General features: G+C 64.4%; 12 protein-coding genes. All 12 read left to right on the forward strand.

All coding sequences use genetic code 11. From position 1 onward, the window contains the following. The first annotated feature begins 19 nt into the window (after positions 1-19). Entirely contained in the window at positions 20-1,474 is a 1,455-nt protein-coding gene (locus tag NP945_RS16845; RefSeq protein ID WP_256746979.1) for a UDP-N-acetylmuramoyl-L-alanyl-D-glutamate--2,6-diaminopimelate ligase, read from the forward strand. Beyond that, positions 1,471-2,952: a UDP-N-acetylmuramoylalanyl-D-glutamyl-2,6-diaminopimelate--D-alanyl-D-alanine ligase gene (locus NP945_RS16850; protein WP_256746980.1), complete on the forward strand. Its 1,482-nt coding sequence runs from the start codon at positions 1,471-1,473 to the stop codon at positions 2,950-2,952. Before NP945_RS16845 ends, NP945_RS16850 begins: the two co-directional genes overlap by 4 nt. 19 nt (positions 2,953-2,971) lie before the next feature. Further along, positions 2,972-4,054 (forward strand): phospho-N-acetylmuramoyl-pentapeptide-transferase, encoded by a 1,083-nt coding sequence (gene mraY / locus NP945_RS16855; RefSeq protein ID WP_013530954.1) that lies wholly within the window; start codon positions 2,972-2,974, stop codon positions 4,052-4,054. 8 nt (positions 4,055-4,062) lie between these two features. Further along, positions 4,063-5,463 carry a UDP-N-acetylmuramoyl-L-alanine--D-glutamate ligase gene (gene murD, locus NP945_RS16860; RefSeq protein ID WP_256746981.1) on the forward strand — a complete coding sequence of 467 codons (1,401 nt, stop codon included), beginning with the start codon at positions 4,063-4,065 and terminating at the stop codon, positions 5,461-5,463. Continuing rightward, positions 5,463-6,614 carry a putative lipid II flippase FtsW gene (gene ftsW / locus NP945_RS16865; protein WP_256746982.1) on the forward strand — a complete coding sequence of 384 codons (1,152 nt, stop codon included), beginning with the start codon at positions 5,463-5,465 and terminating at the stop codon, positions 6,612-6,614. The genes murD and ftsW overlap by 1 nt, the downstream gene beginning before the upstream one ends. A 1-nt stretch (position 6,615) precedes the next feature. Next, positions 6,616-7,743: an undecaprenyldiphospho-muramoylpentapeptide beta-N-acetylglucosaminyltransferase gene (gene murG, locus NP945_RS16870; RefSeq protein WP_128308279.1), complete on the forward strand. Its 1,128-nt coding sequence runs from the start codon at positions 6,616-6,618 to the stop codon at positions 7,741-7,743. Beyond that, complete coding sequence (gene murC, locus NP945_RS16875) at positions 7,740-9,146, forward strand: UDP-N-acetylmuramate--L-alanine ligase (protein WP_256746983.1); 1,407 nt, start codon at positions 7,740-7,742, stop codon at positions 9,144-9,146. Before murG ends, murC begins: the two co-directional genes overlap by 4 nt. After that, a complete protein-coding gene (gene murB / locus NP945_RS16880; protein WP_256746984.1) occupies positions 9,143-10,108 on the forward strand; it encodes a UDP-N-acetylmuramate dehydrogenase in 966 nt (321 codons plus the stop codon). Before murC ends, murB begins: the two co-directional genes overlap by 4 nt. 313 nt (positions 10,109-10,421) lie before the next feature. After that, a complete protein-coding gene (locus NP945_RS16885; protein ID WP_256746985.1) occupies positions 10,422-11,348 on the forward strand; it encodes a D-alanine--D-alanine ligase in 927 nt (308 codons plus the stop codon). Beyond that, positions 11,336-12,277 (forward strand): cell division protein FtsQ/DivIB, encoded by a 942-nt coding sequence (locus NP945_RS16890; RefSeq protein WP_256746986.1) that lies wholly within the window; start codon positions 11,336-11,338, stop codon positions 12,275-12,277. Before NP945_RS16885 ends, NP945_RS16890 begins: the two co-directional genes overlap by 13 nt. After that, complete coding sequence (ftsA, locus tag NP945_RS16895; RefSeq protein ID WP_027034934.1) at positions 12,274-13,581, forward strand: cell division protein FtsA; 1,308 nt, start codon at positions 12,274-12,276, stop codon at positions 13,579-13,581. Before NP945_RS16890 ends, ftsA begins: the two co-directional genes overlap by 4 nt. 67 nt (positions 13,582-13,648) lie before the next feature. Beyond that, the gene (gene ftsZ, locus NP945_RS16900; protein ID WP_127273569.1) at positions 13,649-15,331 is read left to right on the forward strand and encodes a cell division protein FtsZ; all 1,683 of its coding nucleotides are present in this window, start codon (positions 13,649-13,651) and stop codon (positions 15,329-15,331) included. Positions 15,332-15,451: the final 120 nt, after the last annotated feature.

A 15,451-nucleotide genomic window follows, 5' to 3' on the forward strand; every position in this document is an offset into this window, starting at 1 on the left:
TTGCGGTGAACGGAACTCGATGAAGCTCAGAGATCTAGCCGGTATCCTGCCCGTCGAGGGAATAGCTTCCGTCGATCTGGAGGTTACAGGGATTTCTTCGGATTCCCGCCAGGTAAAAGCGGGTGTTGTCTTCTTTGCGCTCGCCGGAACCAAGGCCGACGGTGCCGTTTATGCCGCCGACGCCGCCGCGCGCGGTGCGGCCGCGATCGTGGCGGGCAAGGGCAGCACCATTGCCGGGATCCCTGTACCGGTGCTGGCGGTCGACGATCCGCGCCTGGCGCTGGCGCTGAGTGCGGCACGCTATTTCGGCAAGCAGCCTGAGATCATGGTCGCGGTGACCGGCACCAGCGGCAAGACTTCGGTCGCGGCTTTCACCAGGCAGATCTGGGAGCAGTCCGGTTATGCCGCCGCTTCGATCGGCACCACCGGCGTGGTGGCGCCTGGGCGCAACGATTATGGCTCGCTGACGACGCCCGATCCGGTCGCCCTGCATCAATTGCTGCGGGAATTGGCGGATGCCGGCGTTACCCACGCTTCGATGGAGGCCTCCAGCCATGGGCTCGACCAGCGCCGTCTGGACGGTGTGAAGCTGGCGGCCGGCGGCTTCACCAATCTCGGCCGCGATCATATGGATTATCATCCGACCATCGAGGACTATCACCGCGCCAAACTGCGTCTGTTCGACGCGCTGCTGCCGAAAGGCGCTCCGGCCGTCATCTTCGCCGACGATCCATGGTCGGCCCCGACGACCCTGGCGGCACAGGCCGCCGGGCTCGAAGTGCTGACGGTCGGCCGCCATGGCGATTTCCTCAGGCTGAAGCGGGTCGAGCACGAGCGCCACCGCCAGCGGGCCGAGGTCGAGGCCGATGGCGTGCTCTACGAGATCGACCTGCCGCTGGCCGGTGATTTCCAGATTTCGAATGCGCTGGTTTCGGCGGGTCTTGCCATTTCCACGGGAACACCTGTCGCCAAGGCATTGTTGGCGTTGGAGAAATTGAAGGGCGCCCCGGGCCGGCTCGACCTCGTCGGCACCACCGGCAATGGCGCGCCGGTCTATGTCGATTATGCCCACAAGCCCGACGCGCTGGAAAACGTGCTGTCCTCGGTGCGCCCATTCACCACCGGCCGCGTCATCGTCGTGTTCGGCTGCGGCGGCGACCGCGACCGCGGCAAGCGACCGATTATGGGCGAGATTGCAACGCGGCTTGCAGATGTCGTCATCGTCACCGACGACAATCCGCGCTCCGAAGTGCCGAAAACGATCCGCGCCGCTATTTTGGCCGCCGCCCCCGGTGCCATCGAGATCGGCGACCGGCGCCAGGCGATCCACGAGGCGGTTGCCATGCTGCATGCCGGCGACACGCTGATCGTGGCCGGCAAGGGGCACGAGGAAGGCCAGACGATCGGCTCCGAGACCTTGCATTTCTCCGATCACGAGGAAGTTCGCGCGGCACTTACGGAGCGTGCCGCATGAGCTTGCTGTGGACCTGCGAGGCGCTGGTTGCCGCCATGGACGGGCGGCCGTTGGGGCCGATGCCGGAAGGCATTTCCGGCATTTCGATCGACAGCCGCAGCCTGCAGCCGGGCGACGCCTTCTTCGCCATCAAGGGCGAGGCGATGGACGGCCATGACTTCGCCACCGCCGCCATCAAGGCCGGCGCCGGCGTGCTGGTGGTGGCCGAAGGCAAGCTGCCGTCGCTCGGCCGGCTGACGGCGCCGATCATCGTCGTCGAGGACGTGCTGGTCGCACTGGAAAAGCTTGGAATTGCGTCGCGCGCCCGCTCGAGCGCGAAAATCATCGCTGTGACCGGTTCGGCCGGCAAGACCACGACCAAGGAAGCGCTGCGCCATGTGCTGCAAGCCGTCGGCAAGGTGCACGCCTCGGCGCAGTCCTTCAACAATCACTGGGGCGTGCCGCTGACCTTGGCGCGCATGCCTGATGATTGCGACTATGCCGTATTCGAGATCGGCATGAACCATCCCGACGAAATCCGGCCGCTGGTAAAAATGGTGAGGCCGCATGTCGCCATCGTCACCATGATCGCGGCGGCGCATCTCGGCTTTTTCCGCAATCTCGACGAGATTGCCAAGGCCAAGGCCGAGATTTTCGAAGGGCTGGAGCCCGAGGGGGCCGCCATCCTCAACCGCGACGATGCGCGCTTCAAGCTGCTCGACAAGATGGCCCATGCCGCCGGTGTCGAGCACGTCTACGGCTTCGGCGAGAATGCGCGCTCTACCTTCAAGCTCACCAAATGCGAACTGCATGCGGATCATTCCGACATCATCGCCAGGATCGGCGGCCACGAAGTGGCGGCGCGGATCGGCGCGCCCGGCCGCCATATGGTGCAGAACGTGCTGGCGGTGCTGGGTGCTGCGCATCTGGTCGGCGCCGATCTCGACAAGGTGGCTTCAGCACTGGCCGATCTCTCTGCCGAACGCGGGCGCGGCAAGCGCCATGTGCTGCGCCATCCCGGTGGCTCGACTTCGAGCCACCCAGGTGGCTCGACTTCGAGCTACCCAGGTGGACTGATCACGCTGATCGACGAAAGCTACAACGCCAATCCGGCATCGATGGCTGCTGCCATGGCATTGCTCAACGCGACGCCTGTGACGGGCGAGGGCCGCCGCATCGCCGTGCTCGGCGACATGCTCGAACTTGGCGACCATTCGGCCAAGCTGCATGCAGCCCTTGCCGACCTCATCGTCGGCACGGGCACGCGGACCGTCTTTCTCGGCGGCCCGGAAATGCGGGCGCTGGCAGGAGCGCTGCCGGCTGAGATCAAGACGGAATACCGCGCCGGTGTCGAGGAGTTGAAGCCGGTGCTGCTTGCCGCGCTCAAGCCGGGCGACGTGGTGATGATCAAATCGTCGAAGGGCATCGGCTTTGCAAAACTGGTCGATGCGCTGCTGGGCAAATTCCCGGCTGAATCGACAGCCAGAAAACAGACCTAGGTCGGGGGACGAAAAGCGCATGTTTACACTGCTCGTCGATTTTGCGGACAAGGTCTCGGTCTTCAATGTCTTCCGCTACATCACCTTCCGCACCGGCGGGGCGCTGATCACGTCGGCGCTGATCGTCTTCATCTTCGGGCCGACCATCATCAATTCGCTGCGGCTGCGGCAAGGCAAGGGCCAGCCGATCCGCGCCGACGGACCGCAGACGCATTTCAAGAAGGCCGGCACGCCGACCATGGGCGGACTGATGATCCTGTCGGGCATCATCGGCTCGTCGCTTTTGTGGGCCAACCTGTCGAGCATCTATGTCTGGGTGGTGCTGCTGGTGACGCTGGGCTTCGGCTCGATCGGCTTCTACGACGACTATCTGAAGGTGACGAAACAGTCACATCTCGGCTTTTCCGGCAAGGCAAGGCTGGCGCTTGAATTCGTTATCGCCGGCATCGCCGCCTGGGTGATCATGCACAATGGCCAGGCGCCGTTCTCTTCGTCGCTGACGTTTCCCTTCGCCAAGGAATTCATCGTCAATCTCGGCTGGTTCTTCATTCCGTTCTCCTGCTTCGTCATCGTCGGAGCAGGCAATGCTGTGAACCTCACCGACGGTCTGGACGGGCTGGCGATCGTGCCGATCATGATCGCGGCGGCCTCCTTCGGCGTCATCGCCTATCTCTCCGGCAACGCCGTGTTCGCCGAATATCTGCAGATCCATTTCGTGCCCGGCACCGGTGAACTGGCGGTCGTGCTCGGCGCTGTCATCGGCGCTGGCCTCGGCTTCCTCTGGTTCAACGCGCCGCCTGCGGCGATCTTCATGGGCGATACCGGCTCGCTGGCCATGGGTGGCCTGATCGGCACCGTCGCGGTCGCCACCAAGCACGAGATCGTGCTGGTCATCGTCGGCGGATTGTTCGTCGTGGAAATCCTGTCAGTCATCATCCAGGTCGGCTACTTCAAGATGACCGGCAAGCGGGTGTTCCTGATGGCGCCGATCCACCATCATTTCGAAAAGCTAGGCTGGACCGAAAGCCAGGTGGTGATCCGCTTCTGGATCATCGCCGTCATCCTGGCGCTGGTCGGCCTGTCGACCCTCAAGCTGAGATAGGAAGCCCTTTGATCCCCGCCGCATCCTTTTCAGGCAAGCGCGTTTCCCTCTTCGGGCTCGGTGGCTCGGGGATTGCGACGGCGCGCGCGCTGATCGAGGGCGGCGCGGACGTGCTGGCCTGGGACGACAATCCCGAAAGCGTTGCCAAGGCCGCCGTTGCCGGTATCGCGACCGCTGATTTGCGCGGCGCCGACTGGGCGAAATTCTCGGCTTTCGTGCTGTCGCCGGGCGTCCCGCTGACGCATCCCAAGCCGCATTGGGCGGTGGAGCTGGCGCGCGGTTCAGGCGTCGAGATCATCGGCGACGTCGAGCTTTTCTGCCGCGAGCGGATGCTGAGCGCGCCGACGTCGCCCTTCATCGCCATCACCGGCACCAACGGCAAGTCGACGACGACCGCGCTGACCGCGCATATCCTGAAAGCCGCGGGACGCGACACCCAGATGGGCGGCAATATCGGCCGCGCGGTGATGACGCTCGATCCGCCCGAGCCCGATCGGCACTATGTGGTCGAATGCTCGTCTTACCAGATCGACCTCGCGCCCTCGATCAATCCGACGGCGGGCATCCTGCTTAACCTGACGCCCGATCATCTCGACCGCCACGGCACCATGCAGCACTACGCCGCGATCAAGGAGCGGCTGGTGGCCGGCAGCGAGACGGCGATCGTCGGCATCGACGATTCCTGGTGCGCGCAGATCGCCGAGCGGCTGGAGCGGGCGGGCCGGCCTGTCACCCGCATTTCCAAGCGCCTGCCACTGACGGACGGCTATTTCGCCGATGGCACCAATCTGATGGAAGCGGTGCACGGCCGTTACAGCCGCGTCGCCTTCCTCGAAGGCATCGGCTCGCTGCGCGGCCAGCACAATGCCCAGAACGCGCTGGCGGCGGTCGCCGCTTGCCTCAAGGTCGGACTGGAGCTTGGCGAAATCCAGTCGGGGCTGGAAAGCTTTCCCGGCCTCGCTCACCGCATGGAGCAGGTCGGCCGCAAGGACCATGTGCTGTTCATCAACGATTCCAAGGCGACCAATGCCGATGCGGCAGCACCCGCGCTATCCAGCTTTACGCGCATCTACTGGATCGCCGGCGGCCTGCCCAAGGAAGGCGGCATCGAGCCGTTGCGCGGCTTCTTTCCGCGCATCGCCAAGGCCTATCTGATTGGCGAGGCGGCGCCGGCCTTTTCGGCGACGCTGGGCGAGGCAGTTCCCTACGAGATCTCAGGCACGCTGGCCGCCGCGGTCGAGCACGCCGCGCATGATGCGGCCAGGGACGACAGCGGCGAGGCGGTGGTGCTGCTGTCGCCGGCCTGCGCCAGCTTCGACCAGTTCAAGAATTTCGAAGTCCGTGGCGAAGCCTTCAGGCAAGCTGCGAATGCTATCGAGGGTGTGAAACCCATCGGAGGGGCACGATAATGCAGAGCCGTCTCGACAAAAGTCCGGTTGCGACCTGGTGGTGGACGATCGATCGCTGGTTCCTGGCGGCATTCCTGTCGCTGATGGGGCTCGGCATCGTCTTGTCCTTCGCCGCCAGCCCGGCGGTGGCCGAACGCATCGGCCTCGACAGTTTCCACTTTGCCACCAGGCAGATCATCTTCACCGTGCCGGCGCTCGGCGTGATGCTGGCCGTTTCCTTCCTCGATTCCAGGCAGATCCGGCGCATGGCGCTGGTCATCCTGTGCCTGATGCTGGTGCTGATGGTGGCGGTGCTCTACATCGGCGTCGAGGTGAAGGGCGCGCGCCGCTGGGTGTCGCTTGGCGGCCTGTCGATCCAGCCGTCGGAATTCCTGAAGCCGGCCTTCGTCATCATGTGCGCCTGGCTGTTCGCCGAGCACAAGCGCCAGCCCGATATTCCGGGCAATCTGTTCGCCATGCTGCTGCTGGTGCTGGTCGTATCGCTGCTGGTGGCGCAACCGGACCTCGGCCAGACCATGCTGACGACCGGCACCTGGGGCATCATGTTCTTCATGGCCGGGCTGCCCTGGCTGTGGATCGTCGCGCTCGGCGCGGCCGGCGTCGGCGGCGTCTTTGCCGCCTATACGGTGTTCCCGCACGTTGCCCTGCGCATCGACAAGTTCCTCACCGGCGAGGGCGACACGTTCCAGGTCGACATGGGGCGCGAAGCGCTGATCAATGGCGGCTGGTTTGGCGTCGGACCGGGCGAGGGCACCGTCAAGCGGGTCATTCCCGACAGCCATGCCGACTTCGTCTTCTCGGTCGCGGGCGAAGAGTTCGGGCTGATCATGTGCTTCTTCATCATGTCGATCTTCGCCTTCATCGTTCTGCGCGGCCTCAACACGGCGCTGAAGGAGCATGACGATTTCACCCGCTATGCGGTCGGCGGTCTCGTCACCGTGTTCGGCCTGCAGGCGGTCATCAACATGTGCGTCAACCTCCAGCTCGTGCCGGCCAAGGGCATGACGCTGCCGTTCATCTCCTATGGCGGCTCCTCGCAGATCGCCATCGCCATCTCGATGGGCATGGTGCTGGCGCTGACACGCAAGCGGCCGGAAAAGCGCAAGCAGATGGGCTTTGGCCTGTCGCAACGCGCCGTGCCGGCGGAGTGATATGGCCAGAGGCGTCATCCTTCTCGCGGCAGGCGGCACCGGTGGGCATCTTTTCCCGGCCGAGGCGCTGGCGCATGAATTGAACGAGCGCGGCTGGTCGGTGCATCTGGCAACCGACGACCGTGCCGAGCGTTTCGCCGGCCATTTTCCGGCCGCCGCCGTCCACCCGATCCAGTCGGCGACGATGGGCTCGAAAAACCCTTTTGCCCTGCTTGGCGCCTTCTGGAAAATCTGGCGCGGCGTGCGCCAGGCTTCCGCCGTCATCGGCAGGATCAAGCCGGATGCCGTCGTCGGCTTCGGCGGCTATCCAACCTTGCCGCCGCTCTACGCGGCGACACGGCGCAAGGTGCCGACGCTGATCCATGAGCAGAACGCGGTGATGGGGCGCGCCAACCGGGCGCTGGCCGGCCGTGTCGACGCCATCGCCGGCGGCTTCCTGCCGCAGGACACCAGTGCTGCCGGTGTGAAGACGGTGACGACAGGCAATCCGGTCAGGCCGGCCGTGCTGGAAGCGGCCAGGATGAATTATGCGGCATCGACCGGGGAACAGCCGTTCCGCCTGCTGGTGTTCGGCGGCAGCCAGGGCGCCCAGTTCTTTTCCGATGCCGTGCCGGGAGCCATCGCGCTGCTTTCCGACGCACAGCGCAAGCGGCTGGTGATCACCCAACAAGCGCGCGCGGATGACGTGGCGCGGGTCAAGGCAGCCTATGCCGCGCTTGGCGTCGCCGTCGAGGTCTCGCCCTTCTTCACCGACATGGCGCAGCGCATGGCGGCTGCGCACCTGGTGATCTCGCGCTCCGGCGCCTCGACCGTCTCGGAGATCGCCGTCATCGGCCGGCCGGCGCTGCTGGTGCCTTACCCCTATGCGCTCGACCACGATCAGGCGGCGAACGCGGCGGCCCTTGCCGCTGCCGGCGGCGGCGAAGTGCATCCGCAATCCTCGCTCTCGTCCGAACGCATCGCAGCGCTCATCGGCGAGCTGATGGAAGACCCCGATCGGCTGACGGTGATGGCGGCGGGTGCGAAATCGGCCGGGAGGCCGGACGCGGCACGGTTGCTCGCTGATCTTACAGAGGCTATTGCGTCCAAAAAAACCGTTTCGGATTTCAGGAAGGGGACGCAAGCATGAAGATGCCGCAGACCATCGGCCTTGTGCATTTCATCGGCATTGGCGGCATCGGCATGAGCGGCATTGCCGAAGTGCTGCACAATCTCGGCTACAAGGTGCAAGGGTCCGACCAGGCCGAAAGCGCCAATGTGCAGCGGCTGCGCGACAAGGGCATCGAGTGCTTCGTCGGCCATAGGGCCGAAAATCTCGGTGACGCCGAGGTGGTGGTCGTCTCGACGGCGATCAAGAAATCCAATCCGGAGCTGAAGGCCGCGCGCGAAAAGCTGCTGCCGATCGTGCGCCGGGCCGAAATGCTGGCCGAGCTGATGCGCTTTCGCCAGGCGGTGGCGATCGGCGGCACGCATGGCAAGACAACGACGACCTCGATGGTGGCGACCTTGCTCGATGCCGGCGGGCTCGATCCGACCGTCATCAATGGCGGCATCATCAATGCCTATGGCACCAATGCCCGCATGGGCGACGGCGAATGGATGGTGGTCGAGGCCGACGAAAGCGACGGCACTTTCCTGAAACTGCCGGCCGAGATCGCGGTCGTCACCAACATCGATCCCGAGCATCTCGATCACTATGGCAGCTTCGACAAGGTGCGCGAGGCGTTCCGCCAGTTCGTCGAGAACGTGCCGTTCTATGGTTTTGGCGTGATGTGCACCGATCACCCCGAGGTGCAGGCACTGGTCAGCCGCATCGAGGACCGCCGGGTCATCACCTATGGCGAGAATGCGCAGGCCGACGTGCGCTTTACCAATCACCGCATGGCAGGTGCCATTTCGGAATTCGACGTGGTGATCCGCGACCGCAAGACAGGCGGCCAGACTGTCATAGCAGGCCTGCGCCTGCCGATGCCCGGCCGCCACAACGTCTCCAACGCGACGGCAGCGATCGCGGTCGCGCATGAGCTCGGCCTGTCGGCCGAGGCGATCAAGAAGGGCCTGTCGTCCTTCGCCGGCGTCAAGCGCCGCTTCACCCATACCGGTTCGTGGGACGGCGTCGAAATATTCGACGATTACGGCCACCATCCGGTCGAGATCTCGGCGGTGCTGAAGGCGGCGCGCAGCGCCGCCCAAGGTCGCGTCATCGCCATTGCCCAGCCGCATCGCTTCACCCGGCTGCATGATCTGTTCAACGAGTTTTCCACCTGCTTCAACGACGCCGACACAGTGATGGTGGCGCCGGTCTACGCGGCCGGCGAAGAGCCGATCGACGGCGTCAGCTCGGACGCGCTGGTGTCGCGCATCCGCGCCGGCGGCCATCGCGACGCACGCTACATCGAGGGTCCGGCGGCGATCGCGCCCGTCATCCGTGATCTGGCAAAATCAGGTGACTTCGTCGTCTTCCTGGGCGCCGGCAACATCACCCAATGGGCCTATGCATTGCCCAAGGAGCTTGGCGGGACCGTCTCATGATGCACGGCCAGGCCCTGATCGACAGACTGGGCGACCGGCTTGCCGGCCTGCGCGGCCGCCTGACGCCGAACGCCGAGATGGACAAGATCACCTGGTTCCGTGCAGGGGGGCTGGCTGAGGTGCTGTTCCAGCCGACCGACGAGGAAGATCTTGCAGCATTCCTCAAAGCCGTTCCTGAAGAGATACCACTGACCGTCGTCGGCGTCGGCTCGAACCTTCTGGTCCGCGACGGCGGCATCGAGGGCTTTGTCATCCGCCTTTCGGCCAAGGGCTTCGGCGAGGCCGAGGTGATTTCGCCGATCAGGATCAAGGCGGGAGCCGCGACCCCCGATAAGCGCGTCGCAGCGGTGGCGCTCGAGGCCGGCATTGGCGGCTTTCATTTCTACCACGGCATTCCGGGTGCAATCGGCGGTGCGCTGCGGATGAATGCCGGCGCCAATGGTGTGGAGACGCGCGAGCGGGTCGTCGAAGTGCGAGCGCTCGACCGCAAGGGCAATGTGCAGACGCTGAGCAATGCCGATATGGGTTACGCCTATCGCCATTCGGCGGCGCCTGCCGGGCTGATCTTCACCTCGGCCGTGTTCGAGGGCTTTGCCGAGGACAGAGCGGCGATCAAGGCGGCGATGGAGGCCGTGCAGAACCATCGCGAGACCGTGCAGCCGATCCGCGAGAAGACCGGCGGCTCGACCTTCAAGAATCCGGAAGGCACGTCGGCCTGGAAGGAGATCGACAGAGCGGGCTGCCGCGGCCTGATGATCGGCGGCGCCCAGATGTCGCCGATGCATTGCAACTTCATGATCAACACGGGAACCGCGACCGGCTACGACCTAGAATATCTCGGCGAGACGGTGCGCACGCGGGTGCTGGAGAATTCCGGTATCCGGCTGCAATGGGAAATCAAGCGCATCGGCAATTTCCGGCCGGGACATGCGGTTCAGGAGTTTTTGGGACAGCTTCTTTAAAGCGCAGCGTGGCGCGTGTTGAAGTTCATGTGATGCATGAACTTTAACACGGCCGACACGGTCCGCGACCGTTGCCGCAAAGACTCAACGACACGCTTTTCGCATCCATTTTCTCAGAAAGTGAATCTCTCGGAATCGTAAGCACTTGCCAGTGAATCAACTCTCTGATTCTCTGCTCGAAAGCGTTTCCTGATTTGAGTCGTTCGACGCGTTTTCAGCGTTTTCCGTCTGGGGGGCAACCTGCCGGGAGACTCTGACTCAATGTTGCGGAAAATCTGGTTTTGGTCCGCCGTGAGAGAGGGGATGCCGGGGAATGAAAAACAAGCATGTGGCCGTCCTGCTGGGTGGTTTTTCGTCCGAGCGGCCCGTGTCTCTATCGTCGGGAAAGGCTTGTGCCGATGAACTCGAGAAGGAAGGCTACCAGGTCACCCGTGTCGATGTCGGGCGCGATGTCGGCTCCGTGCTTGCCGAGCTCAAGCCCGATGTCGCCTTCAATGCGCTGCACGGCCCTTTTGGCGAGGACGGCACCATTCAGGGCATCCTTGAATATCTCGGCATTCCCTACACCCATTCCGGCGTGCTCGCCTCGGCTCTGGCCATGAACAAGGAGCAGGCCAAGCGGGTTGCCAAGTCGTTCGGCATCGTGGTCGCCGAATCGAAGGTCGCCAGCCGCTTCGCCATCCAGAGCAAGCATCCGATGAAGCCGCCCTATGTGGTCAAGCCGGTCAATGAGGGTTCGAGCTTCGGTGTCGTCATCGTACATGAAGGCCAGTCGCATCCGCCGCAGGTGATCGGCTCGTCCGAGTGGAAATATGGCGATACCGTCATGGTCGAGCGCTACATCCACGGCAGGGAGCTGACCTGCGCGGTGATGGGCGATGTGGCGCTGGGGGTCTGCGAGATCATCCCGACCGGCCATTCCTTCTACGACTATGATTCAAAATATGTCGCCGGGGGATCAAAGCACGAATGCCCCGCAAAAGTTTCACCGAATATTTACCAAAAAATACAAACACTGGCGCTCAAGGCTCACCAAGCGATCGGCTGTCGCGGCGTTTCCCGTTCGGACTTCCGTTATGACGATCGTCATTCCGAAAACGGCGAGATTGTCTGGCTCGAGGTCAACACCCAGCCGGGTATGACGCCGACGTCCTTGGTGCCTGAAATCGCCGCCCAGGCCGGGCACTCGTTTGGCGATTTGTTGAGTTGGATGGTGGAGGACGCTTCGTGCCTGCGTTGAAATGGAGACAGGGTTGGGAGAGGGGCGCGGCGGGGCCGGCGCTGTTCGGCCTGCCATTGTCGTCGGGCCATTTCGTGCTGCCGCGGATGCTGCGCCGCCCGGTGCGCATTCTGGCGCGCCTGGGCGTCGGGGAATTCCAGGCGCCGCGCTTTTCCGCGGCCATGATGTCGGCCGTGCTGATTTTCTCGAGCAGTGCCTATGGCGCCTATCTCGGCGGTCATGTCGAGGGTATCGTGCAGAGCATCACCGCCCGTACCGGCTTTGCCGTCGATCAGGTCAAGGTGGTCGGCAATCGCCAGACCTCGGAAATCGACATACTCGACAGGCTTGAACTCGACGGTTGGACGTCGCTGATCGGCTTTAATGCCGAGGCCGCGCGGGAACGAATTGCGACATTGCCGTGGATCGAGGTTGCGGCCGTCCGCAAGGTCTACCCGCATACTCTGGAAGTGCGCGTCGAGGAGCGTGAGGCTTTCGCGCTCTGGCAGCAGGGTGACGCGCTTTCGGTCATCGAGAGGAATGGCGCCATGATCGCGCCGTTCTCAGGCGGCAAGCAGGCGCTCCTGCCGCTGCTGATCGGCACCGGCGCGCCGGCGAGCGCGCCCGATTTCCTGGCCAAGGTCGAGAAATATCCCGAGCTCGCGAGCCGGATCAAAGGTTATATCCGTGTTGGCGAACGGCGCTGGGACCTGAAGCTGGACAACGGCATCACCATCAAGCTTCCCGAGGATGACGAGGAACAGGCGCTCGCCGAACTCGTCAAGATGGATCATGACAATGGCTTGCTGTCGCGCGACATCGCCGCCGTCGACATGCGCCTGACGGACCGGCTGGTCGTGCAGTTGACGGCGGAAGCGGCGACGCAGCGCGAAGCCGCCCTCAACGAGAAACCCAAGAGCCTGAAGCGCAAGCCGGAGACGAAGATATGAGCTGGCTTGGCGGTCCTGGCGATGCCGCGTCGCGCCGGTCCGGCACCCTGACGGTGCTGGATGTCGGTTCGAGCAAGGTCTGCTGCATGGTGGCCAAGCTGAAGCCATGCGATGACGGCAAGCTGCTGCGCGGCCGCTCGCACCGGATCCAGGTGATCGGCATCGGCCATCAGAAGTCGCAAGGCGTGAAGTCGGGTGTCGTGGTTGACCTCGATAGGGCGGAACATGCCATCCGCCTTTCCGTCGACGCGGCCGAGCGCATGGCCGGGCTGACGGTCGATTCTCTCATCGTCAACATGACCGCCGGCCGGCTGAAGAGCGAAGCCTTCTCCGCCACCATCAATCTTGGCGGCCACGAGGCCGACGAGGCCGACATCAAGCGCGTTCTCGGTGCCGGCGCCAAGCAGGCGCTGAAGGCCGAGCGCGAGGTGATCCATTCGCTTCCCGTCGGTTTCTCGCTGGATGCCGAACGCGGCGTGCGCGATCCGCGCGGCATGGTCGGCGACGCACTCGGCGTCGACATGCATGTGCTGACCGGCGACGCCGCGCCGATGCGCAATCTGGAGCTTTCCATCAACCGTTCGCATCTGTCGGTCGAGCGCATGGTGGCGACGCCCTATGCCAGCGGCCTGGCGGCCTTGGTCGACGACGAGCTGGAAATGGGCGCGGCCTGCATCGACATGGGCGGCGGCACGACGACAATCTCGGTGTTTTCGGAAGGCAAGTTCGTCCATGGCGACGCCATCGCCATCGGCGGCAACCACGTCACGATGGACATGGCCAAGGGGCTGTCGACCTCGCTCGATGCCGCCGAACGGCTGAAGGTGATGCATGGTTCGGCGCTGCCGGGCAGCGCAGACGACCGCGACCTGGTCTCGATCCAGCCGATCGGCGACGATGGCGACGTGCCCTTGCAGATCCCGCGCTCGGTGATGACGCGCATTGTGCGTGCCCGCATCGACGAGACGCTCGAACTGCTGCGCGACCGGCTGAACAAGTCCGGCTATGGCAATGCAGTGGGCAAGCGTGTGGTTCTTACCGGCGGCGCCAGCCAGCTTGCCGGCCTGCCGGAGGCGGCGCGCCGCATCCTGGGACGCAATGTACGCATCGGCCGTCCGCTCGGCGTGGCCGGCCTGCCGGAAGCGGCGAAGGGGCCGGCCTTCTCGGCTGCGGTGGGCCTTCTGATCTATCCGCAGATGGCGAGCTTCGAGAGCCATCCGGCGAAAGGAATTTCCGGTCTCAAAATGACCGGAACGGGCGGAAAACTGCATCGCATGAGTCAGTGGTTGAGAGACAGTTTCTAAATTGACGGGGACAGCCCCATAGGCGGCCGCGGCGGCGAAGCGGCGTGAAAGGCAAAGGACGGAGACAATGACCATCAATCTGCAGAAGCCGGACATCACCGAGCTTAAGCCGCGCATCACCGTGTTCGGTGTCGGCGGCGGCGGCGGCAATGCCGTCAACAACATGATCACCGCCGGTCTGCGCGGTGTCGAGTTCGTGGTGGCCAATACCGACGCGCAGGCGCTGACCATGTCGAAGGCCGGCCGCCTGATCCAGCTCGGCGCGCATGTCACCGAGGGCCTTGGCGCCGGCTCGCAGCCGGAAGTCGGCCGTGCGGCGGCGGAAGAGTGCATCGATGAAATCCTCGATCACCTGACCAACACCCATATGTGCTTCGTCACCGCCGGCATGGGCGGCGGCACCGGTACGGGTGCTGCTCCGGTCGTTGCCCGCGCAGCGCGCGAAAAGGGCATCCTCACGGTCGGCGTCGTCACCAAGCCGTTCCACTTCGAAGGCCAGCGCCGCATGAAGACAGCGGATTTCGGCATCGAGGAATTGCAGAAATGCGTCGATACGCTGATCGTCATCCCCAACCAGAACCTGTTCCGGCTGGCCAATGACAAGACCACCTTCGCCGATGCCTTCGCCATGGCCGACCAGGTGCTCTATTCCGGTGTCGCCTGCATCACCGACCTGATGGTCAAGGAAGGCCTGATCAATCTCGACTTCGCCGACGTCCGTTCCGTCATGCGCGAGATGGGCAAGGCGATGATGGGCACCGGCGAGGCTTCCGGCGAGGGCCGCGCGATGGCCGCCGCCGAAGCGGCGATCGCCAACCCGCTGCTCGACGAGACATCGATGAAGGGCGCCAAGGGCCTGCTGATCTCGATCACCGGCGGCCGCGACCTGACGCTGTTCGAAGTCGACGAAGCCGCGACCCGTATCCGCGAGGAAGTCGACCAGGACGCCAACATCATCCTGGGCGCCACTTTCGACGAGGAACTCGAAGGCGTCATCCGCGTCTCGGTGGTTGCCACCGGCATCGACAAGTCGGCGGCTGAAATCGCCGCCGCGCCGATCTCGATCCGCACGGCGCCTCCGAAGCCGGCCAGCCGCCCGGCGGCTCAGATCGCGGAGGTTCGTCCGGCGCCTGTCCAGCAGGCGGCATACGAGCCACGCGCTATCGACCCGGTCGCGGAAGCCATCCATCTGGCCGAAGCCAATGCCGCGGCCATGGCGCAGGCGCGCCCGGCCCCGGTCGCCCACGCTGAAGATTTCCGCCCGCAGAGCAAGATCTTCCAGGCGCCGCCCGCCCAGCCGATGCCGCAGCCGGTGGTCCAGCAGATGCAGCCGGCCCCGCAGCCGCGCGAGATGCTGCAGCGCGAGGCGCCGCAGCCGGTTGCCATGGCGCCGCAGCGCATGCCGCGCGTCGAGGACTTTCCGCCGGTCGTCAAGGCCGAGGTGGATGCCAAGAGCCGCCCGGTCGACCACGAGAACAACAGCGGACCGATGGGCCTGCTGAAGCGCCTGACCAATGGCCTGACCCGCCGCGAGGAAGAACCCGCACGGCTGCAGCCGGCGCAGCCGCGCGAGCCCAAGCTGCGCCAGGCCGCGCCCGAAGTGCGCCGTCTCGCCAGCCAGGATGCGCAGCTCTATGCGCCGCGCCGCGGCCAGCTCGACGATCAGGGCCGCCTGACGCCGCAGGTGAGGACGACTCAGGAAGACGATCAGCTGGAGATTCCGGCGTTCCTGCGCCGCCAGGCCAACTGATTGGTAAACGGACTGTAACATTTGTTAACAGGCAAGCGAGGAATCGCTTGCCTGTTAATGTTTTAAATGATGTGATTTCAACGACTTACCAAGTCGCACTCGTTCCATTTTGCGGTTACA

This window comes from Mesorhizobium sp. LMG17149 (genome assembly GCF_024518695.1).
GTDB lineage: Bacteria > Pseudomonadota > Alphaproteobacteria > Rhizobiales > Rhizobiaceae > Mesorhizobium.